21 protein-coding genes are annotated in these 20,364 nt (G+C 68.6%); 8 read left to right on the forward strand and 13 right to left on the reverse strand.

Going from position 1 to position 20,364, the window contains the following annotated elements:
* Positions 1-129: 129 nt before the first annotated feature.
* Entirely contained in the window at positions 130-780 is a 651-nt protein-coding gene (locus QOZ89_RS06415; RefSeq protein ID WP_312623271.1) for an NAD(P)-dependent oxidoreductase, read from the reverse strand.
* Positions 781-962: 182 nt separating this feature from the next.
* Between QOZ89_RS06415 and QOZ89_RS06420 the strand changes: the two genes are divergently transcribed.
* The gene (locus tag QOZ89_RS06420) at positions 963-1,331 is read left to right on the forward strand and encodes a helix-turn-helix domain-containing protein (protein WP_312623287.1); all 369 of its coding nucleotides are present in this window, start codon (positions 963-965) and stop codon (positions 1,329-1,331) included.
* On the opposite strand, the gene QOZ89_RS06425 is transcribed toward QOZ89_RS06420, so the two are convergent.
* The 9 genes from QOZ89_RS06425 to QOZ89_RS06465 all read right to left on the reverse strand — a co-directional run bounded on the left by QOZ89_RS06425 (position 1,297) and on the right by QOZ89_RS06465 (position 11,416).
* Positions 1,297-1,959, reverse strand: coding sequence for a response regulator transcription factor (locus QOZ89_RS06425; RefSeq protein ID WP_312623273.1), 663 nt, complete (start codon positions 1,957-1,959; stop codon positions 1,297-1,299). The two genes, QOZ89_RS06420 and QOZ89_RS06425, sit on opposite strands and share 35 nt — an antisense overlap.
* A 15-nt stretch (positions 1,960-1,974) precedes the next feature.
* Positions 1,975-3,309 carry a sensor histidine kinase gene (locus QOZ89_RS06430; protein WP_312623288.1) on the reverse strand — a complete coding sequence of 445 codons (1,335 nt, stop codon included), beginning with the start codon at positions 3,307-3,309 and terminating at the stop codon, positions 1,975-1,977.
* Between the two features lie 5 nt (positions 3,310-3,314).
* The gene (locus tag QOZ89_RS06435) at positions 3,315-4,118 is read right to left on the reverse strand and encodes an ABC transporter permease (RefSeq protein WP_312623274.1); all 804 of its coding nucleotides are present in this window, start codon (positions 4,116-4,118) and stop codon (positions 3,315-3,317) included.
* Positions 4,115-5,059, reverse strand: a complete 945-nt coding sequence (locus tag QOZ89_RS06440; protein WP_312623275.1) for an ABC transporter ATP-binding protein — start codon at positions 5,057-5,059, stop codon at positions 4,115-4,117. The genes QOZ89_RS06435 and QOZ89_RS06440 overlap by 4 nt, the downstream gene beginning before the upstream one ends.
* 272 nt (positions 5,060-5,331) lie before the next feature.
* Positions 5,332-7,248 carry a sulfate adenylyltransferase subunit CysN gene (gene cysN / locus QOZ89_RS06445; RefSeq protein WP_312623277.1) on the reverse strand — a complete coding sequence of 639 codons (1,917 nt, stop codon included), beginning with the start codon at positions 7,246-7,248 and terminating at the stop codon, positions 5,332-5,334.
* Positions 7,248-8,156, reverse strand: coding sequence for a sulfate adenylyltransferase subunit CysD (gene cysD, locus QOZ89_RS06450; RefSeq protein WP_071053653.1), 909 nt, complete (start codon positions 8,154-8,156; stop codon positions 7,248-7,250). Before cysD ends, cysN begins: the two co-directional genes overlap by 1 nt.
* Positions 8,153-9,346 carry a DUF1214 domain-containing protein gene (locus QOZ89_RS06455; protein WP_071053652.1) on the reverse strand — a complete coding sequence of 398 codons (1,194 nt, stop codon included), beginning with the start codon at positions 9,344-9,346 and terminating at the stop codon, positions 8,153-8,155. Before QOZ89_RS06455 ends, cysD begins: the two co-directional genes overlap by 4 nt.
* Entirely contained in the window at positions 9,343-10,494 is a 1,152-nt protein-coding gene (locus tag QOZ89_RS06460; protein WP_312623279.1) for a sulfotransferase family protein, read from the reverse strand. Before QOZ89_RS06460 ends, QOZ89_RS06455 begins: the two co-directional genes overlap by 4 nt.
* A gap of 4 nt (positions 10,495-10,498) precedes the next feature.
* Positions 10,499-11,416, reverse strand: coding sequence for an NAD-dependent epimerase/dehydratase family protein (locus QOZ89_RS06465; protein WP_083419945.1), 918 nt, complete (start codon positions 11,414-11,416; stop codon positions 10,499-10,501).
* A gap of 57 nt (positions 11,417-11,473) precedes the next feature.
* Between QOZ89_RS06465 and QOZ89_RS06470 the strand changes: the two genes are divergently transcribed.
* From QOZ89_RS06470 to QOZ89_RS06480, 3 genes are all read left to right on the forward strand, one after another.
* Positions 11,474-12,388, forward strand: coding sequence for an acyl-CoA thioesterase (locus tag QOZ89_RS06470; RefSeq protein ID WP_071053650.1), 915 nt, complete (start codon positions 11,474-11,476; stop codon positions 12,386-12,388).
* Positions 12,385-12,960: a VOC family protein gene (locus tag QOZ89_RS06475; RefSeq protein WP_071053649.1), complete on the forward strand. Its 576-nt coding sequence runs from the start codon at positions 12,385-12,387 to the stop codon at positions 12,958-12,960. The genes QOZ89_RS06470 and QOZ89_RS06475 overlap by 4 nt, the downstream gene beginning before the upstream one ends.
* 179 nt (positions 12,961-13,139) lie before the next feature.
* The gene (locus tag QOZ89_RS06480; protein WP_083419944.1) at positions 13,140-14,639 is read left to right on the forward strand and encodes a class I adenylate-forming enzyme family protein; all 1,500 of its coding nucleotides are present in this window, start codon (positions 13,140-13,142) and stop codon (positions 14,637-14,639) included.
* Between the two features lie 21 nt (positions 14,640-14,660).
* Here QOZ89_RS06480 and QOZ89_RS48210 read toward each other — a convergent pair whose 3' ends face one another.
* Together QOZ89_RS48210 and QOZ89_RS06490 are read right to left on the reverse strand one after the other, a co-directional pair.
* Entirely contained in the window at positions 14,661-14,858 is a 198-nt protein-coding gene (locus tag QOZ89_RS48210) for an SDR family oxidoreductase (RefSeq protein WP_071053647.1), read from the reverse strand.
* Positions 14,859-14,912: 54 nt separating this feature from the next.
* Entirely contained in the window at positions 14,913-15,590 is a 678-nt protein-coding gene (locus QOZ89_RS06490; RefSeq protein ID WP_071053646.1) for a GntR family transcriptional regulator, read from the reverse strand.
* 902 nt (positions 15,591-16,492) lie between these two features.
* Here QOZ89_RS06490 and QOZ89_RS06495 point away from each other — a divergent pair.
* From QOZ89_RS06495 to QOZ89_RS06505, 3 genes are all read left to right on the forward strand, one after another.
* Positions 16,493-16,633, forward strand: a complete 141-nt coding sequence (locus tag QOZ89_RS06495) for a hypothetical protein (protein ID WP_312623282.1) — start codon at positions 16,493-16,495, stop codon at positions 16,631-16,633.
* A gap of 72 nt (positions 16,634-16,705) precedes the next feature.
* Complete coding sequence (locus tag QOZ89_RS06500; protein ID WP_071053644.1) at positions 16,706-17,758, forward strand: 2,3-butanediol dehydrogenase; 1,053 nt, start codon at positions 16,706-16,708, stop codon at positions 17,756-17,758.
* Between the two features lie 14 nt (positions 17,759-17,772).
* Positions 17,773-18,588 carry an SDR family NAD(P)-dependent oxidoreductase gene (locus tag QOZ89_RS06505; RefSeq protein ID WP_071053643.1) on the forward strand — a complete coding sequence of 272 codons (816 nt, stop codon included), beginning with the start codon at positions 17,773-17,775 and terminating at the stop codon, positions 18,586-18,588.
* A 156-nt stretch (positions 18,589-18,744) separates the two neighbouring features.
* Here QOZ89_RS06505 and QOZ89_RS06510 read toward each other — a convergent pair whose 3' ends face one another.
* Positions 18,745-18,912: a TetR family transcriptional regulator gene (locus tag QOZ89_RS06510; protein WP_241842358.1), complete on the reverse strand. Its 168-nt coding sequence runs from the start codon at positions 18,910-18,912 to the stop codon at positions 18,745-18,747.
* 205 nt (positions 18,913-19,117) lie between these two features.
* Between QOZ89_RS06510 and QOZ89_RS06515 the strand changes: the two genes are divergently transcribed.
* Complete coding sequence (locus QOZ89_RS06515) at positions 19,118-19,831, forward strand: NADPH-dependent F420 reductase (protein WP_491723642.1); 714 nt, start codon at positions 19,118-19,120, stop codon at positions 19,829-19,831.
* Positions 19,832-20,364 lie beyond the last annotated feature (533 nt).

A 20,364-nucleotide genomic window follows, 5' to 3' on the forward strand; every position in this document is an offset into this window, starting at 1 on the left:
CGTGCGTCGGCGACCCGGCACGGGCCCTGGTCCGCAGAGGTAGTACGTGCGCTCGTCGGCGTGGGCATCGTCGCGCCCGGCGCAGCCGTGGTAGGGGTCGCGCGGCCGATCGCCCGTAGAGGTGGGGGCTCAGGTGATGTCGTGGCGATCGGCGAGTAGCACGGCTGTACGGCGAAACCACTCGCCATCCTTGGCCGCGCTGAGCAGGAACGCGGCGACGTCCGCCCGGGAGACGCGCGGCATGCCGGGCAGCCGTGTCAGCTCCGCGAGGTCGATTGCCAGGTACTTGCCGGACTTCGGCTTGTTCGTGAGCAGGACCGGGTACGCGAGGGTCCAGTCGAGATCAGAGGACGTGAGGTACCGTTCGCCGGCGGCTTTGTCGGCGAAGACCGCTTTGCCGCCCGAGCTGTACATGAGGCGCGCGAGCGCGGATGCCTTCCGGAGAGACTCACCGACACCGAACGCGGACATGATGAGCACCCGCGAGATGCCGGAATGTTTGGCGGCCTCAACGATCGCGCGAGTGCTGTCGGCGATCAGGTTGTCTGGTTTCCTCGCACGGCCCAGGCCAAGGGTGCTGATCACGGCGTCCGTGCCGTGCATGGCCTCGGCCAACGCGTCGGCGTCGCGAACGTCGCCCGCGACGACGGTCAGGCGCTCGCGTGGCGTCACCTTGGCGGGGCTCCGCACGTACGCGGTGACGTCATGTCCGTCGGCAAGAGCCTGCTCGATGAACAGACCGCCTGTTGCGCCGGTGGCACCGAGCACGAAGAACCTCATCTGGGCCGCCTCCTTTGCAACGAGCCTGCGAGACCAAGTTTCATAGTTGACACTATAGCTCATATGCGCGAGTCGGGGTCGACTGTGACTAGGGTGACCGGGTGAGGGGAGCGGGGTAGGCGAGTACGCGGGACGTCGCGCGGGCTGCCGTCCGGGCTCGGCTGGCGTAGGTCGCCTTCGACCTGTTTCGTGCCGAGGGGTTCGAACGGGTCACGGTCAACGACATCCCGGAGGCCGCGGATGTGTCGCGCGGCACCTTTCTGCGCCACTTCAGTAGCAAGGAGGACGCGGTCCTCGGCGTCCTCGGCGCTCAGGGTGATCGACTGGCAGTCCACGCCGCTGCGACTCGCTGTAGCTGCGGCGAAGCACCCCGTCGCTGGAACAGGTGCAGCCGAGGGGCCTGCGGTACAGCCGATCGCCCCAGGACGCCGCGGCGTACGAAATCCGGGCTGCGGTATTTACGCCGCGCCCTGGACGCCACCTTTCTCGCACACTCAACTCAGCTCCGCCGTGGCGTCATCTCGGGACAAAGCCGGTCTGGTAGGCGATGACGACTAGTTGAGCCCGGTCGCGTGCACCTACTTTGGTCATGATGCGGTTGACGTGGGTCTTGGCGGTGTGTGGTGACACATAGAGCCGCTTGGCGATGTCGTCGTTGGACAAGCCGGTCGCCACGAGAGCGAGGACTTCGCGTTCCCGTTCGGTGATACGTTCGATTCCGGGCGGCGCGGGGGTCGGCGCGGGTTCGGGCTGGGTCAGGTAGCGGGCGATGAGCGCTTTGACGGCCTTCGGTGACAGCAGCGCCTCGCCGCGGGCCACGGTGCGGATCGCGTCGATCAGGTCGGCCGGCTCGACCCCTTTGCCAAGGAACCCGCTAGCGCCGCCGCGCAATGCCTCGAACACGTACTCGTCGGCCTCGAAGGTGGTCAGGATCAGCACCTTCACCTCAGCGAGACTATGGTCGCCGCAGATGACGCGGGTAGCGGTCAGTCCGTCCATTTCGGGCATGCGGATGTCCATGAGCACGACGTCGACGGGGGTGGCGTGAACCAGGGCGACTGCCTCCTCACCGGTTCCCGCTTCACCGACCACCTCCATGTCCGGCTGCGCCTCGATGAACAGGCGGAAGCCGGCCCGGATCACCGGCTGGTCGTCGGCGACCAGTACCCGGATGGTCATTGCGACATCTCCTTGTCAGCATTGTGCCGTACGGACATGCCGTAGCCCCCGACCTCGCTCAGGTTCTGCGTCACGGCTGCCCGCCACGTCTGGTTTGACTGCTTCGTCTCCGCTGCCCTGGGGGCCGGGCAGCGGGAGGCAGGCATGGAGCCGGAACCTGCCGCCGGGTTCCGGCCCGGCATCGAGGGTGCCGCCTGCTGCCTGGGCTCGTTCGCGCATGCCGATGAGGCCGTGCCCGGTGCCGGCTGACGCGTTGTGGGCGCCGCTCAAGAGGTTGCGGATCGTGATGGTGATCGCGTCCGGGCGGTACTCCAGCAGCAGGCTGGCGTGGGGCTCAGGCCCGTGCTTGTGAGCGTTCGTGAGTCCTTCTTGAATGATTCGGTACGCTGCCAGGTCGGTGGCGATCGCCAGTGTCCGAGGCTTTCCGGTGGTCTGCTGTTGGATACGGAACCCGGCCGCGGTGAAGGATTCGAGCAACTGCCCGAGGCGGGACAGACCCGGCAGAGGTTCGGTCGGCATGGCGTCGTCATCCGACTGGCGCAGTACGTACAGCACGGCGCCGAGCTCGTCGAGGACCGTACGGCCCGCCTCGCGGATCTGGCTGAGCGTGACTTCGGCCTTGCTGGGTTGCGTGCGCACCAGATGGCTGGCGACGCCCGCCTGCACGTTGATCACTGCGATGTGATGGGCGATGACGTCGTGCAGCTCACGGGCGATGCGTAACCGTTCCTCGGCGACGCGCCGGCGGGCCTCCTCGTCTCGGGTGGCTTCGGCACGGTCGGCCCGTTCGTCGGCCGCGGCGACGTTGTCACGCCACGTCCGCACGCTGACGCCGATCGCGGCGGCCATGCCGACGAAGGCGACCACTCCGACGCTGTCCCCGCTGATGACAGAGCCGGCGACGTAGGCGTTGGCGGCGTACAGGGCGACAGACGCAACCGCTGTGGCAGCGATCGCACGCCATCGCCGACTGATGGCGGTGACGGTATAGAGCGCTATCAGCGCGGTGGCTTCGAGTAGATGCATGGTCGTGGGCGCGGCCACGATCGACGTCGCCGCGACGAGCAGGGCGAGCACCAGCACAGTCAACGGGGCTCGGTGGCGGCCCACCAGCAGGAGGAACGTCACGCCAGCCGCGACGGCATCCTGGATCGACGGGCCGCGCCCGAGCGCGCCCACCGCCACAGGCACCATGGACAGGATCGCCACCATCGCCGCGAGCACGGCGTCGAAGAGGCCTGGGCTGGCCTGGATCGCACGCCGCAATGACACCGTGCCCATCACGAGCTCACCGAGCGTCTCGGCGTGAGTGCCGACGCGCCGTTCGGCGCGCGGGCACAGCCACGCCATGTCGGTCACGCATCGCGCCGCTTGAGCATGACCGCAGCCCAGACCACCAACACGACAAGATAGCCGGCATAGACCGCGAGTCCGGCCCACGGCGACAGGTCGCCGCTGCCGGGACCGTTCACCGTGATGAACGCCTGCGCCGCGTTCAGCGGCATGTACGGGTTCACGGTGTCCCTGATGCTGCCGGGCAGCAACGGAAGCAGGCTCGGCGCCAGGAACAGCGCACCGATTACCGCCGTGATCGCACCAGCGGTGTGGCGCAGCAAGCTACCAATTGCCACCCCGATCAGCCCGGCGCCGGTCAGGTAGACGGCCGCGCCGACTACCGCGCGGAATGCCCCTGGGTCGAACAGCGTGGCGCTGTCGAGATCACGCGCCGACAGGATCGCCTGTCCAGCCAGGAACGCGGCGAGTCCCGCGGCAAAGGTGAAGATGAAGCTTCCCGCGGCGAAGACCGCCACTTTGGCCCACAGCACGGGCAGGCGTGCCGGCACAGCAGCCAGGGTGGCGCGGATGGTGCCGGTGCCATACTCGCTGGTTGTCATCAGCACCCCGAGCACGGCCGTGGCCAGCGCGGCGATCGTGATCCCGTAAAGGCTGTCCCAGGTCGGATCGTTCGCGGCGGGGCCGTTCGCCTTGAAATCTACGAGCGCCGTGGACAGGGTGCCGATACCGACCGTCACGAGGAGAGCGACGGCGAGGGTGTAGATCGTGGACCGTAGCGACCAGAACTTGATCCACTCCATGTGCATGACGCGCGGCAAGGTGACCCGCGAGCCCGACATCTGGGTAAGCGTGGCGGTGCTCATCGGCGTACCCCTCCCTTGGCAGCGAACGACGCGCCCGCCGAGCCGCCGTGGTACTCGACCGAGTCCTTCGTGATCCGCATGAACGCCTCCTCCAGCGAAGCCTCCTCGGGGACGAGTTCGTGCAGGACCACGCCGGCATCGGCCGCCCGCTCCCCGATCTTGGGCGCATCCAGCCCTTCCACGTCGATGACGTCGGGCTCGATGCCGCTGACCGTCGCCCCGTCCGCCAGGAGCAACTCACGCAAGCGTGCCACCTGCGGCGAACGCACCCGGACCCGGCGACTCGACGACCTGGCGATGAACTCGCCGATCCGACCCGCCGACAGCAGCCGGCCCCGCCCGATCACGATCAGGTCCTCCGCGGTCACCGCCATCTCGCTCATCAGATGCGACGAGACCAGGACGGTACGACCCTGCGCCGCCAGCCCCTTGAGCAGATTGCGGATCCACAGCACACCCTCCGGGTCCAAACCGTTGACCGGCTCGTCCAGGATCACCACCTTCGGGTCGCCCAGCAGCGCCGTGGCGATGCCCAGCCGCTGCCCCATACCGAGGGAGAACGCCCCCGCACGTTTGCGGGCCACCTCGCTGAGCCCGACCAGATCGATGACCTCCAGTACCCGCTCGGCTCCGATGCCGTTGCTCGCCGCCAAGGCCCGCAGGTGGTGGTATGCCGAACGGCCTGGGTGGATCGACTTCGCCTCCAGCAGCGCGCCGATCTCGTGCAGCGGCGCCACGTGCTGCGCGTGCGGCCGCCCATTGACCGTCACTGAGCCCGACGTGGGCCGATCCAATCCCATGATCATTCGCATGGTCGTCGACTTCCCGGCTCCGTTGGGGCCGAGGAACCCGGTCACCACCCCGGGCCGTACGGTAAAGGTCAGCGAATCCACCGCGAGTTTGTCGCCGTACCTCTTGCTGAGGTTGTTCACCTCGATCACGTTGTACCTCCGGTGGCGGTTGCCGTCGGAGTCAACGGTCGCCGTTCGGCGGCGCCCGCCGCATCGCCGCACCGCGTACACCTGCCATACAGCAAACGCAGTACGCGACGCCCGTCCGCCGAGCAGTCGATCGGGAAGCTCGGACCTGCTCGCGCATCTGCGGGCTCAGGCCGGGCTGGTGGGCGACGATGCCCGGCAACTGCTTGGCACCGCCTCACCGGCGAGGGCGGTGGCGACGTCGTGGCCGTTCATGCCGGCGGCCTCGCGGCTGGTCACGCGGGTGATCTCAGCAGCCCGGCAGCACGGAGGTGGTCGACCACGAGCTCGGCCGCGGTCTCCGCGGGCACAGCGCCGCTCGCGTCGATGTGGACCTCAGGGGCCTCGGGCGGCTCGTACGGGGAGTCGATGCCGGTGAAGTGCACCAGCTCGCCCCGGCGGGCCTTGGCGTACAGGCCCTTGCGGTCACGGGCTTCGGCGACCGACAGCGGGGCGTCCACGAATACCTCGACGAACTCGCCGTCGCCCAGCAGGTCACGGGCGAGGCGGCGCTCGGCCCGGAACGGTGAGATGAACGACGCGAGGACGATAAGGCCGGCGTCGACCATGACCTTGGCAATTTCGGCCGCTCGGCGGATGTTCTCGACGCGGTCGACGTCGGTGAAGCCCAGGTTCTTGTTGAGGCCGTGGCGCAGGTTGTCGCCGTCGAGGAGGTAGGTGTGGAAGCCCTGCTCGTGAAGCTTCCGCTCGACGAGGTTCGCGATCGTCGACTTCCCGGCGCCGGACAGGCCTGTGAACCACACCAGTGCCGGACGCTGCCCCTTGAGGCGGGCCCGGGCCGCCTTGTCGACGTCGACGGCCTGCCAGTGCACGTTCTGGGCGCGACGCAGGGCGAAGTGGATCATGCCGGCGGCCACGGTGTTGTTCGTGAACCGGTCGATGACGATGAAGCCGCCCATATCGCGGTTGTCGCGGTAGGCGTCGAACGCGATCGGCCGGTCGAGGCCGATGTTGCACACGCCGATCTCGTTGAGCTCGAGTGTCTTGGCGGCCAGGTGTTCGAGGGTGTTGACGTTGACCTTGTATTTCGGCGGGGCGATCGTCACGCCGACAGTGCTGGTGCCGAGCTTGAGCACGTACGGGCGCCCGGGCAGCATCTGGTCGTCGGACATCCAGACGATGTCAGCCTGGAACTGGTCGGCGACACCGGCGGGGTCGTTGGCGGCGGTGAGGACGTCGCCCCGGCTCACGTCGATCTCGTCGTTGAGCGTGATGGTGACGGACTGGCCGGCGATGCCCTCATCGAGGTCGCCGTCGTAGGTGACGACCCGGGCGACAGTGCTCTCGCGGCCCGACGGCAGCACGCGGACCGGGTCACCCGGATGCACGGCGCCGCCGACGATCTCGCCAGAGAAGCCCCGGAAGTCGAGGTTTGGTCGGTTCACCCACTGGACGGGCATACGGAACGGCCCGGCGTGGAGGTCGTCGGCGACCTCGATCGTCTCCAGGTGCTCGATGAGGCTCGGGCCGCTGTACCAGGGGGTGCTCTCCGACGGGCCCGTGATGTTGTCGCCGCGCAGCGCCGAGATCGGGATGGACACGATGTCGGTGAGGCCGATGCCCGACGCGAACTCGCGGTAGTCGGCCTCGATGGCGTCGAAGGTCGCCTGCGAGTAGCCGACGAGGTCGAGCTTGTTGACCGCCAGCACGACGTGGCGGATACCGAGCAGCGACACCAGGAAGCTGTGGCGGCGGGTCTGGGTGAGCACGCCCCTGCGGGCGTCGATGAGGATCACGGCCAGCTCGGTGGTGGACGCGCCGGTGACCATGTTGCGCGTGTACTGCTCGTGGCCGGGCGTGTCGGCGACGATGAACTTGCGCCGCTCGGTCGAGAAGAACCGGTAGGCGACGTCGATCGTGATGCCCTGCTCGCGCTCGGCGGCGAGGCCGTCGACGAGGAGGGCGAAGTCGAGGTCACCGCCCTGGGTGCCGACCCTCTTCGAGTCGGACTCGAGGGCGGCCAGGTGGTCCTCGAAAACCAGCTTCGAGTCGTAGAGCAGCCGGCCGATCAGCGTGCTCTTCCCGTCGTCCACGCTGCCGCAGGTGATGAACCGCAGCAACGTCTTGTGCTCGTGCTGGTCGAGGTAGGCCTCGATGCCGGTGGCGGCCAGCTCGCCCGTGGCGTGGGCCATCAGAAGTAGCCCTCCTGCTTCTTGCGCTCCATCGACGCCGACTGGTCATGGTCGATGGCGCGGCCCTGCCGCTCCGAGGTCGTCATGAGCAGCATCTCCTGGATGATCTCGGGGAGCGTCGATGCCTCGCTCTCAATGGCGCCTGTCAGCGGGTAGCAGCCCAACGTCCGGAACCGCACCGACTTCAGCTGCGGTTCCTCGCCCGGCTTGAGTCGCATCCGGTCGTCGTCGACCATGATCAGCATCCCGTCACGCTCGACGACCGGGCGCGTCGCCGCCAGGTAGAGCGGCACGATCGGGATCTCCTCCCGGTGGATGTACTGCCAGATGTCGAGCTCGGTCCAGTTCGACAGCGGGAACACCCGCACCGACTCGCCGTGCGCCTTGCGGGCGTTGTAGAGCCGCCACAGCTCCGGGCGCTGCTGCTTCGGGTCCCACCGGTGCTGCGCCGTGCGGATCGAGAACACCCGCTCCTTCGCCCGCGACTTCTCCTCGTCGCGCCGTGCGCCACCGAAGGCCAGGTCGAAGCCGTAGTGGTCCAGCGCCTGCTTCAACCCTTCGGTCTTCCACATGTCGGTGTGCACCGATGAGCCGTGGTCGAACGGGTTGATGCCCTTCTCCACGCACTCGGGGTTCTGGTATACGAGCAGCTCCGCGCCGAGGTCGGCAGTGAGCTTGTCCCGGAGCTCGTACATCGCCCGGAACTTCCAGGTCGTGTCGACGTGCAGCAGCGGGAACGGGGGCGGCGACGGATGGAACGCCTTCACCGCCAGGTGCAGCATCACCGAGCTGTCCTTGCCGACCGAGTACAGCATCACCGGCTTCTCCGCTTCGGCCACGGCCTCGCGGAGGATCTGGATGCTCTCGGCCTCTAACCGCTGGAGGTGGGTCTGCGTAGCCGTGTTCACCAGATCCGCCGTAGCTGCGCGCCCTCGCGGCGGATCCGCAGTTGCTGTGCCCGTTCGGCTGGCGTGACCGGTGCGGTGTCAGGTGGTAGGTGCTTGCGCACGTCGGTGACGGGCACCTTGGTCACGGTGGCCTCGGGATATTCGTTGGCCCGGTAGAAGCGGGCCTGGAGGATTCCCCATGGGAAGTCGGCCTTGTCGAGCCAGTTGTGCACACCGGGGTCCTGCTTTGAGACGACGCCCCGGAACCAGCCGTCGCCGTCGACGCGGGCTTGCACGTCGTTGAGGCTCGACTGGCGGTTCACCCAGTCAACGGTGGAGAACCGGTCGTCGGCCACGAGGATCTGCCAGTAGCGGCACTCGGTCGGTACGGGGAACTCGACGATCAGGGCCTCGTCGTCGGCGATCTGGTGGATGCCGTCGTAGTAGGCCTGCTTCGCCAGGCCGCCGGCGTTCTCGATCCACTGGGAGCGCAGCAGGACGTTGATGCCGTGGTGCTCCCGGTAGTACCGGACGAGCTGCATGTCGAACCGGATCATCCCGTCGATCCACTCGGCCATGTCCGAGAACCGGCGGGCGATGTCGGCCGGCGCCATGTCCTCGCCGGGGTCGTCCAGGCGGTTGATCGCCACCCGGGCGTCGACCTCGTGCGTCCAGTCGCACGCGCATTTCCGCATGAGGAGCTTGCGCGTACGGGGATCGAGCGGCCACCAGTCGCCGCTATAACCGTCCGGACGCGCGGCGCTGAGGATCATCCGGAAGGAGCCGTCGTCGCCGATCGTGAGCTCGTCGAGGTCGTTGGTGACCCGCAGCGGTGGCGTGTCCCGGCGCTCGAAGTGCTTCGGGCTGGTCATGTCCGATTCCTGCTGCGTGATCTCGACGAACCGGGTCGTGCCGCGGTAGCCCGAGATCTCGTACACGCCGTTCGGGTCGACCTCCGTCGTCAGGTACACGTAGTCGGGGTTGGGTCCGCCCTGGTTGCACGCGTAGTTCCACAGCGGCATGAACACTGGCCGGCGGGCATCGGTGTAGACCCGGCACAGGTAGCCGCACGCGAGGATCGACAGGGCGAGCTTGTTCATGTCCTGCGCCTCGGCCTCGGTCGCGCCGTCCGGCCGCCAGGTGGCCGTGAGGTTCTCGGCCACGCCTTCGAGTGCCCGCATCTGGTCGGTCCATGTGGGGAGCGCGGTCATCGCTTCAAGCCTTCCAACGCCACGTCGAAGTGCCGGATGTAGAAGTCGTAGTCGGATCGGATCTGAGCGGCGCTCAGGCCGAACTGCTCGGCGGTGTACCGGTGCGCGCCCGCGGCGCCCATCTGGTTGGCCCGCTGCCAGTCGAGGATCGTCTGCTCGACCGCTGGCGTGAGGTCGAAGCCAAGCCACTCGTAGATCCGCCGGATCGTGCCCTTCGGATCGGACACGAGGTCACGGTGATGGACGTCGAGGAACCGGTCCTCGCCGATCCGCCCCCGGGCCTCGATGGCATGCTCCATGCCGATGCGCAGGTGGTCGCAGATCTCCCGACCGAGCCCATGCGGATCGCGCCCGCCGTCAGCTGGCGGCATGATCGACGACACGAGGCTCGTGTACGAGGGCACCACCTTGGCCGGGTCGCGATGGGTCATGACGAAGCGGATGTCCGGATACGCCGCCGCCAGCCCGTCGAGGTGGAACTTGTGGTGCGGCGCCTTGAACAGCCACAGGTCCGGCGGGCGCCGCGACCCGAGCAGTTTCACCACGCGACGGTGGTACCGATAGGTCGAGGTCAGGTCGGCCTCCCGCCACCAGTCGCGGTAGCCGGGCACCGGCAGCACCATCTGCTGGCCGTGGAAGGCCATGCCGAGAAGCTCGGTGTCCTCCATCGTGGCGTCGATCTCGAGGATGTGCATCGCCCGGTGCTCCGTCGACCGGCGCTCCTGGGCGGCGATGAACTCCAGCCGTCTGGGGTCGTCGGCCTCGTCGTCCCGCGTCGGCGGTGGACACGGTTTGGTCTGCTCCCAGCCTCGGAGGCAGCGGAACTGCGGGTCGAGCGACAGCATGTCGGCGAGCGCCGTGGTGCCCGTGCGGGGCAGGCCGCTGATGTCGACCGGCCCGCGTACGGGGACGTCGTCGACCTCGGGGTGCTCGCGGTACCAGGCCTCGACCTCGAGGCGATTGACGAGCCGCCGGCGGAAGTCACCGATCACGGCCGCGTCGGCGCCGGGGCTCAGGTCGCCGTCGCGCTCGAGGCTGTCGAGCAGCACCGTGAGTCCGTCGCGGAAGTCGCCGGGGCCGAAGTCGGACAGCCCGGTCTGCTCGGCGGCCTCGTCGAGCAGCTGGTCGGCGGAGGGATAGCGCCCCATCGGCTCAGCTCGCCTTCACGCGATCGGGATACATGTGCGCGGCCATGCGCCGGAAGCCGTCGCGCCAGTCCACCCGGCAGGGGCCGGTGATGGCGGACCGCGTGGTGCGGTCACCTACGGAGCCGAGCGATGCGCCGGGGACGGGCTCGACGACCACCTTGGCGTCGACGCCGAGCAGGTCACCGAAGTACGCCGACCACTGCTGTACGGTCACCGGCTCGTCGCCCGCCCAGTTCACGATCCTCGCCGGCACGCTGGCGGCATCGAGGAGCGACTCGAACTGGGCGTTGATGTCGTCATAGTGGATCGGGCTGTACGGCAGGGGGTCCCAACGGGCCACCACCGGCCGGCCCGCGGCGATGGCGTGCAGGTACCACGCGGGAAGACCGCCGCGGTCGCCGTAGGCGCTGCCCATCCGGGCGATGGTGATGGGAAGGTCGAACGCCCGGGCGCAGTAACGGGCCACCGCCTCCTCGGCGATCTTGCCGATGGAGTATGGCTTCGGTTCGGGCAGGCCGGCGTCGCCCAGTGGGTCGTCCTCCCGGAAGGGGTGCCACGGATCGGCATGCGGCTTGTAGACGGTCAACGTCGACATCACCAGCGCCGCCTTCGCCGTGCGGCAGTGCGCCAGCAGGAGCCCCGTTCCCTCGCCGTTGACCCGTAGGGCCCGCTCGTAGTCGTTCCCGAAGTCCGCGGCGATGTGTAACAGGTACGTGAAGTCGGACGGCAGATCACCGAAGTCGCCATCGCCGATGTCCAGGGCGCGGGTCGTCACTCCCAACGCCTCGACCTCGGCACGAGCCGCGGGATCGCCGAAGCGCGAGACGCCCCACACCTCGTTGTCGGCCGCCAGCGTCTCGGCGAGACCGAAGGCGATGCGGCCTGCCGGCCCGGTAATCAGGATCTTCTCGCCACTCAGCATCCGCGCCCCTCTCGATGGATCTCTGATCTTTGATCCAAGATGGCCTAGACTAGTCGTGTGGACTCGCCCGCGCATCCCCGTCTCGACACAGCGCTGCTCGACGCACTCGACGCCCTCCTCGGCGCCCTCGAGCCGCAACGGCTGACCGAAGATCGTTTCCGAGTGCCGCCCGACGCCGTCCGCGCGCCCGGACGGGTCTACGGCGGTCAGCTCCTCGCACAGGCCCTCGTCGCCGCCGGCAGCTCGGTGAGCGGGAAGGCCCCGCACTCGCTGCACGCCGCCTTCGTCCGGGCCGGAACCCCGGGCCGTCCGCTGGACCTGACCGTCGACCGCGTGCGTGACGGCCGCTCGATGTCCACCCGGCAGGTCACCGTGCTCGAGGACGACAAGCCACTGCTCGTCGCCATCGTCTCGTTCCACGACGGCGGCGCCGAGTCCAGCGCGACCGCCCCCGCCCCTCCGGCACCCCCACCGGACGACGTGCCGCTCCTGCAGCAGTGGGCTCGTCAACTCCCGGCCGACATGCGACAGCACGGACGTCACTGGATCGAGCAGCCTCCGCCGGTCGAGATGCGGATCAGCGAGGCGCCCTCGTTCCTCGGCGGACCGCGGGCTCCCACAACCGCGAGCGCGACGAGGTCGCACTGGATGCGGCTCCCGCGCGCCGTGGGCGACGACCCACTGCTGCACACGGCGCTCCTCGCCTACGCCAGCGACTTCCTCCTGATGGACATGGTTTTCCGAGCGCACCCGGGAGCGGCCGGGCCGGGCAGGTCGAACGGCCTGAGCCTGGATCACGCCATCTGGTTCCACCGACCAGCGCGATTCGACCGATGGCACCTTCACACCCAGGAAACGCTCGCCATCGCCGGCAACCGAGGCCTCACACACGGGGCGATCCACGACGCCGACGGTCATCTCGTTGCCACCGTCATGCAGGAGGTCCTTGTGCTCCCGGTGACCGCGCCATGAGCCCGATCGAGCACCCCCTGTTCCAGCAACCGTGGCCCGAAGGCGACTACCGGTTCTTCCAGCTGGGTTTCCTCGTCGACGACGTGCTCGCCGCCGCGGCCAAGTGGGCCCGGGTCTTCGGCGTCGGCCCGTTCCACGTCATGCCCGCCTCCGACCAGCACGCGACCTACCGCGGCACCCAGGCCACGATCACGATCCGGGTCGCGGTCGCGCAGACCGGCCCGGTCCAGATCGAGCTGATCCAACAGCTCTGCGACCGCCCCAGCGTGTTCCGCGAGTGGAGCCGCGACGGAACCCGCGCGTTCCACCAGCTGGCGACCGTCACCCCCGATTACGACGGGAAGAAGGCCCACTACCAGGAGCTGGGCTACGAGATCGCCGCCGAGAGCCGGTCCTCCGGCAGGTTCCGCGTCGCCTACGTCGACACGGTCGCGGACTTCGGGTTCTACACCGAGGTGATCGAGAGCACGCCCGGATTCCTGGCCAACCTGAGCAAACTCGCGCGGGCGTCCGCGGCCTGGGACGGCACCGACCCCCTTCGCCTGCTCGGCCCCGACGGGAGGGCGCAGTGATCTCGCGGCCCGCGGTCGGTCAGCTCGCGGTCGGCGTGCGAAGGACGCGAGGCTGCTCCTCGGGGCGAGCTCGTCGAGGCGGCGTCGGGGAAGACAGGTGACAATCGTCCAACAGGAGATCTTCGAGCCGGTGCTCGTCGTGATCCCGACCGTCACGTGGCCCGGGGACTGACGAGAGAATGGGAGAGCAGGCAGTGGCCGAGCACGAGGGCACGGAGGACGAGCCGACGAGCAACGTCGAGCGCCTGCGGGCGCTCGCGGCGGCACGTCCGGACGAGGTGGCCTACGTCCACCTGGCCGTGGACGGCGGCGGGCGATCGGTCACCTGGCACGAGCTGGACGAGCGGTCCAGCCAGGTTGCGGGGGCCTTTGCCGGGCGGGGCGTCGGCTTTGGCGACCTCGTCGGGTTGGGAGTCCGCAATTCCCCGGAGCTCGTGTTCTCGGTGCTGGCCACGTGGAAGCTGGGGGCGATCCCGGTGCCGGTCCGGTGGGACGTCCCCGACTGGGAGTTGGAGCGCCTGAAGCAGGCGATCGACCCGGCGCTCTACATCAGCGCCGACGACCTCGGTTGGATTCGTGACACCACAGGCGACCCGGTGCCGCGGTTTCCGCCCGTGATCTCGCCGAACGTCAACGGCATCTGCAGCAGCGGCTCGACCGGCACCCCGAAGGTGATCCTCCTGCACGCCCCAGCCGTCTTCAACCCGATGTTCAGCATCCCGATCGCACAGGAGTGGGGCCTGGCGATCACCCGGCCGCAGCGCATCCTCGTGCTGGCGCCCATGTACCACGTCAACGCGTTCGCCACCATCCACAGCATGCTGACCGGCGACCAGTTGTTCGTGGTGGAGAAGTTCAACGCCGGACAGATCGTGGACACGGTCGGCCGCCACCAGATCACAACGTTTACCGCCACGCCAACGATGCTGCAGCGGATCGCGGACCTGCGCGGGGTCGACGAGCGTGACCTGTCCAGCCTCGAGTGGATACTGCAGGGCGCGGCACCGATGCCGCCATCGCTGGTCCACCGGTGGGCCGACCTGATCGGCGCCGAGAAGATCATCATGGCCTACGGCGGCACTGAAGGCCTCGGGCTCACCGTCCTGGACGGCACGGAGTGGATGGACCACCGGGGCAGCGTCGGACGCGGCTTCCGCGGCGCGGAGATCCGCATCCTCGACGACGAGGGCACGGACCTGCCGACGGGCGAGATCGGCCAGGTCTTCATGCGGCCGCCGGACGGGTACGGAGGCGCCACCTACCTCGGTGACGTGCCGGACATCCCCTGGACCGACGACGGCTTCGGGTCCTACGGCGACATGGGCTACCTCGACGAGGACGGCTATCTGTACCTCGCCGACCGTCGGGTGGACCTCATCGTCACCGGGGGCGCGAACGTGTTCCCGGCCGAGGTCGAAGCCGCTCTCATCGACCACCCGAAGGTCGCCGACGTGGTGGTGGTCGGCCTGAAGGACGTCGAGTGGGGGCGGCGGGTGCACGCCATCGTCGAGCCGGCCAACCGGAACGACCCGCCGACCTTCGACGAGGTCAAGGCGTACGTGAGGAGCCGGCTCCTCCCCTACAAGGTGCCGAAGTCATTCGAGATCGTCGACGCCGTCCCCCGCAGCGAGGCAATGAAGGTCAACCGCGGGCGCCTCGTCGACGAGCGGGGTGGCTGAACGTCCCGCTCGCCACCGGAATCAGACGTCGTCGATCCCGCCGAGGTGGGGTGCGCAGTCGACCGAGAGGGTCTGCCCGGTGACGTACGACGCCGCGTCGCTGGCGAGGTAGAGAACAACCCAGGCCACTTCGTCCGGTCGACCGGTCGCGGCCACGACGCCGGTACCGCCACCGGTCACGATCGCGACCCGGCCCGTCAGATCGAAGACATCGTCCATGCCGCGAAGTTCCGCAGAAACCTTGGATCAAAGACGCGCCTGACCCGAACGGATCTACGATCCGGCGTCGCCGCTGAGCACACCGCGTCGCTCGAGCTCCTCGACGACGTGCTGGCCGGCGTCACGGAAGTCGTCGACTCGGTAGCGGGCCGCCTTCTCCCCGTCGCCGACGGCGATGGCGCGCACGACGCGGGCGTGTGCGTTCACGGTGTCGTCGTGGCTGCGGTTGATGCTGATGCGGAACACCAGCGGCAGGTATCCGGTGAAGGCGCGGAGCTCGGCGCGGAGGCGGCGCGAACCGCCGGCGCGGTGCTCGGTGGTGAGGATCGTGCGCACGAGCTCGACCATGCGATCCCGGTCGTTCGGCGGCACGGCCCGGAGCTCGTCGATCAGGCCTTCGAGGGCCAGGATCACTCCCCGGTCCTGCTCCTCGGCGAGTCGTCGGACGGCAACGCCGCTGAGCAGGCCGATGATCTCGAAGTCGTCAATGATCGACTTGGCGTCGAACGGCTCGACGAAAACCCCCCGGTGATACGTCGAGGTAACGATGCCGTCCCGCTCCAGCATCACGATGGCTTCGCGGACCGGGAGCCGGCTAACGTCGAGCTTGTGGCACACCTCGTCAAGATCGATCCGGTCGCCTGACTTGAGGCGCCCTTCGAAGATCTGCTCGAGTATGTAGTCCGCGACGGCAGCGCTCGTCTTGGTTCGAGGGATGGAACGGGTCGCCACAGCGGATGATCCTTGCGGGGATCGATGATCGTACCGAGCACCGGAGCTTGTTTGCTGGGCGACAATACCACGGACCTTGAGGTCGACGACCGTATCCCAGTCGAGGCCGAGGTCGGCGAGTCGGGTGTCGCGGTGCTCGTTGAACTCCGGGGCGCCGCGGATGGTGGCAGGCCGCCCGTTGAACCACGCGGGGGTGGCGACGAGCTCGAAGGGGATACCGAACGTCGTCTGGCAGCGTTGTATCTACCCGTCGGCGAAGGACTCAGGGTCGTTGACTGAGCGTATGGGCCTTGTCGCCACAGCGGGGCTTCGGGTTCGGCCGGGCCTTCGCGGCGGACCGCGTCCGGCGTCGCGTCGGCTGGTTGAGTCGGCGGCTTCTCGAGAAAGCTCCTGCTCAGGGTGGTCTGCACCATCGGGGGATGCCCGTTGGCAGTGGCCGACGGACAGCACCTCGGGCGATCACCCCACCGCGCCGCAGTCGAGCGGAGTAGACCGGTCGTGTCCCCGCATCGCCACAACTGGCCCCCGCTATCAGGGGTGGAACTGAGTGCACGATTCGGCATAGAGTCCCGGACGAGTCCCGATGGACACATGATCACAACTGCGGGCGCCAGTGCGTGCCGACCTCCGTGGTCCGCGTCCCGGGCTCGTCCTAAGACACGAGGGGGGACAGATGACCAAGGCACTGGACGGCATCGGCTGGGTGCGGCCCGGGACCTGGGCTTACAGAGCCCGCTCGAGGCGCGACTCGCACCAGCGGCAACAGGTGGGTTCGGCCGGCTGTCGCTGAGTCCACTGGACGTGGCGTTGACAGAGGAGGCGGCATCACGCCCCCGGGACCTGGGGCGCAGGGTGTGGGACGCCGCGGTCCGTCGCGTTCACAGGCCGATGCCGGCATTCAGGTGCAGGTGGAGTTCCTGGCGATGATGGCCATCAGCGACCTGCCGAGTGCGGCGGCCGCCGTGCAGGCCGCCGACCGTGCGAACGGCAGGCTGGTGTTCGACACCCGGCACTTCTTCCGCGGCAACCGCGACCGGCGGTGACTCCCGCCGGTGACTCCCGGCATGTTTCGGCTAGGTCGTCTGACCTGCAATCCCCCTCGTTAGGCGGTGGGCATGATCGCGGCAAGGCTGCATGGTCCTGAAGACATTCGGATCGAGGAGGTTCCCGAACCGGAACCGGCCGCGGGCCAGGTGAAGGTGGCCGTCGCCCACAACGGGCTGTGCGGCACCGACCTGGCCGAGATCTTCTGCGGGCCGCGGGCCTGCACGAACACGCCGCACCCGCTCACCGGCGGCGTACTGCCCCAGATTCCAGGTCACGAGTTCGCCGGGGTGGTGGCCGCTGTCGGAGCGGACGTCTCCGACGTCGCCGTCGGCGACCGGGTCTGTGTCGAGCCTTTGTACTCGTGCGGCGACTGCGATCGCTGCCGCGTGGGGCTGCGGCAGCTGTGCCGCCTGGTCACGACGCACGGGATCTGTTCCCCTGGGGGTGGGCTGGCCCAGTACACGGTCGTGCCACGCGCGATGGTGCATCACCTCCCGGCGTCGATGTCGCTGGCCGACGGCGCGCTCGTGGAGCCCATGTCGGTCGCGTTCAACGGGGTACTGCGCTCCGGCGTCGAGCCCGGCCAGTCTGCTCTCGTGTTCGGCGCCGGGCCGATCGGGATCGGCGTCATGTTCGGCCTGCGTGCCGTCGGGGTGGAGGACATCTTGCTCGTCGAGCCGGCGCCGGCTCGACGAGCGGCGATCGTGGCGCTCGGCGTCGCGGACGTCATCGACCCGGCGACGTCGGATGTCACGGATGAGGTGCGCCACCGGACGGCGGGCCGGGGTGTCGACGTCGCGGTGGACTGTGCCGGGGCGGAGGCCACCTTCAGCCTCGCCCCGGCCGTGCTACGGGCACGTGGGAGGTACGTCGGGATCGGCTTCTCGGATCGAGCGGTTTCCTTCACCCCATGGGTGCTGACCCGCGGGGAGATCGAGCTCACCGGATCGTTGGGGTACGCCCCCGGCGTGTTCCCCCGCGTGATCGAGCTCATCGCCAAGGGCGCCTATCCGGCAAAGGGCTGGGTCGAGCAGGTCAGCCTCTACGAGCTTCATGACGTCCTCGACGACCTACGCGAAGGCCGGCGCACAAAGGTTCTCGTCGACCTCCCGACCCGCTGACAAAGGAGAGCACGGTGAAGACCGGGTTAGCTGGCCGCACGGTGGTGGTCACCGGCGGGAATGCCAATATCGGCCGGGCGACAGCCCTTGCGTTCGCTGCCGAGGGGGCAGGCGTGGTAATCGTCGGTCGCGACGAGGTGCAGGGCCGGCGGGTATGCGAGCAGCTGTGGGAGTACGGCGCCAAGGACGTGCTCTGGCAGGCCGCCGACGTCACCGACCGCGCTCAGGTCGGCGATGTGGTCATGGCCGTGCGCGAGCAGTTCGGCGGGGTCGACGTGCTGGTGAACAATGTGGGCGGCAACGTCGACCTGGACGCGTTCGTGGACTCAGGTCCCACGACGTGGGAGCTGGACATCGCGTTGAACATCATCAGCACGTTGAACTGCACCCACGCGGTGCTCCCCGGGATGATCTCGCAGGGAAGCGGGCGGATTATCAACATCGGGTCGACGTCCGGTATGATCGGCGATCCTTTGCTGGCGGTCTCCTCGGCGATGAAAGGCGCTGTGTACGCGTTTACCAAGGTCCTCGCCAAGGAAGTCGGCAAGCAGGGCATCACCGTGAACGCGATCGCGACCTACGGCACACTCCCGCAGGACCCCGGGCAGGACATCAGCTCCGGTAGCCGCTGGCACCCGGGCGGGGTCTTCGGGCGACTCGCCGCGACCGGAACCGAGGAGATGCACCCGATCGGCCGTCGCACCCTGTTGCGGCGCCATTTCGCCTACCCGGCTGAGATCGGTGCCGCCGTCGTCTACCTGGCCTCCGATGCCGCCGCGTTCGTCACCGGCCATGTCCTTTCCGTGGACGGCGGCACGCAGCTCGCCTGAGGCCCAGCCGTTCCCGGCCGACGGTAAGGCTCGATGACGGTGTCCAGCGCCCGCCGTGGTGCCGTCCAGTCGTCCTCATCAGCGGCGCGCAGGGCGTCGGCGACAGGGTAGCCCTGTGCGTCGAAGCGCTCAGGACGCCGTCTCCTTGCTGCCGAACTAGCGCAGGAAGGTGTCGCGGGACACGCCAGCGGCCGCGGCTAGGTCGTTGATGGTGACGTTCTCGAAGCCTCCGCGGCGGAACAGCTCGACGGCCACCTGGCCCAGCCTGGCCCGCACGGCGGCCCGTGTGATGCCCCGCGTGTTCGGGCGCGCTGTTTCGGTCACCTCGCGACCCTGCCCTCGGTCCCGGACCCGGTTTGCAGAAGCGACCCCAGGTTGCTAGTTTGACACGCAGCTTCATCTCTTCGATTTAGCGTCGTTATCGAATCTATATTCCAGGCCCTGCACGGCCGTCCTACGACGCCGCGTCGCCTGGCTGGAACGGAGGCATCGCACGGTGGCCAAAACTCTCGGGCTTATCGGCAGCGGCATGATCGGCAGCGCGCTGGCCCGCCTCGCAGTCAGCGCCGGTCTGGAGGTCGTGGTGAGTAACTCCCGTGGCCCCGAGACCCTCGCCGACCTCGTCGCCGAACTCGGCGAGCACGCGCGGGCGGCCACCCCGGCCGAAGCCGCCTGGGCTGCCGATCTGGTCGTGGCGACCGTCCCGCTGGCGGGGTACGAGCGGCTCCCCGCGGCGGGCCTTGCGGGCAAGACCGTGATCGACACGATGAACTACTATCCGGAGCGCGACGGCCGCATCGCGGAGCTGGACGCGGGGACGCTTACCTCCAGCGCCCTGGTGCAGCGGCACCTAGCCGAATCCCAGGTGGTCAAGGCTTTCAACAACGTCGACTTCCGGCGGCTGTTCCTGCTCGCCCGGCCCGCTGACGCCCCGGATCGCAGCTCCCTGCCCATCGCTGGTGACGATAGGGCGGCCAAGGCGCAGGTGGCCCGGCTGCTGGATACGCTTGGCTACGACGCGGTGGACATCGGCACGCTCGCCGACAGCTGGCGCAGCGAACCCGGCACCCCGGTCTACGTCCAGCCCTACATTGCGACACGGCCCAAGGAAATGGACCAGGAAGAGACGCAGCGCTGGTTCTTCGAAACTCCGGGAGTTCCAGTACCCGCGGGGCAGGTGAAGGAGCTGACGGACATGGCCGTCCGCCGCTCCGCGGGCGATGCCCGCGCGACCCTCGGCTGAGCCTTGACAAGGCGACGCGGATATTGGTCCCGCGGCGGATGTCGGTCATGGACCGTCGCTCTTGAACGGCGGCGCCGGTAGTCTCCGCCCTCGGGCCGGAGCGCCGGCGGCGAAAGGGGCCAGCACGTGGTGCATGTACGGTCAGCCGACCTTCGGGTTAAGGTGCCGTCTTCCGAACCCACGTCGTACGGCCGCCAGAGCCTTGGCCGGTAAATCGCTCCGGACTCCTCCGACAGCGGGCGCACTGTGCTGCCAGGGCTCTGTAGATATCGAAAATCAAGATCTGGATCAAGGCTTGGTCAAAACTCGCCAAGGCCATGGACTTCACCCATCCGGCCACCGCGGCAGTTACCGGTCTTGCCCAGCGCCCCGCAGTACATTCGGGCGACACAGGGGGAGGCATTCCCGCCCTTCTTCGGCGCAAGACTGAGGCCGTGTCGGCGGAGGCCTCCCGCGCGGCGGGGGGGGCCCCCCCCCCGGGGGGGGGCCCCCCCCCGGGGGCAACAGGACACGGCGCGGCGGCGACCCCCCCC

This window comes from Pseudofrankia coriaricola (assembly GCF_032027725.1).
In the GTDB taxonomy this organism is placed as follows: Bacteria; Actinomycetota; Actinomycetes; order Frankiales; family Frankiaceae; genus Pseudofrankia.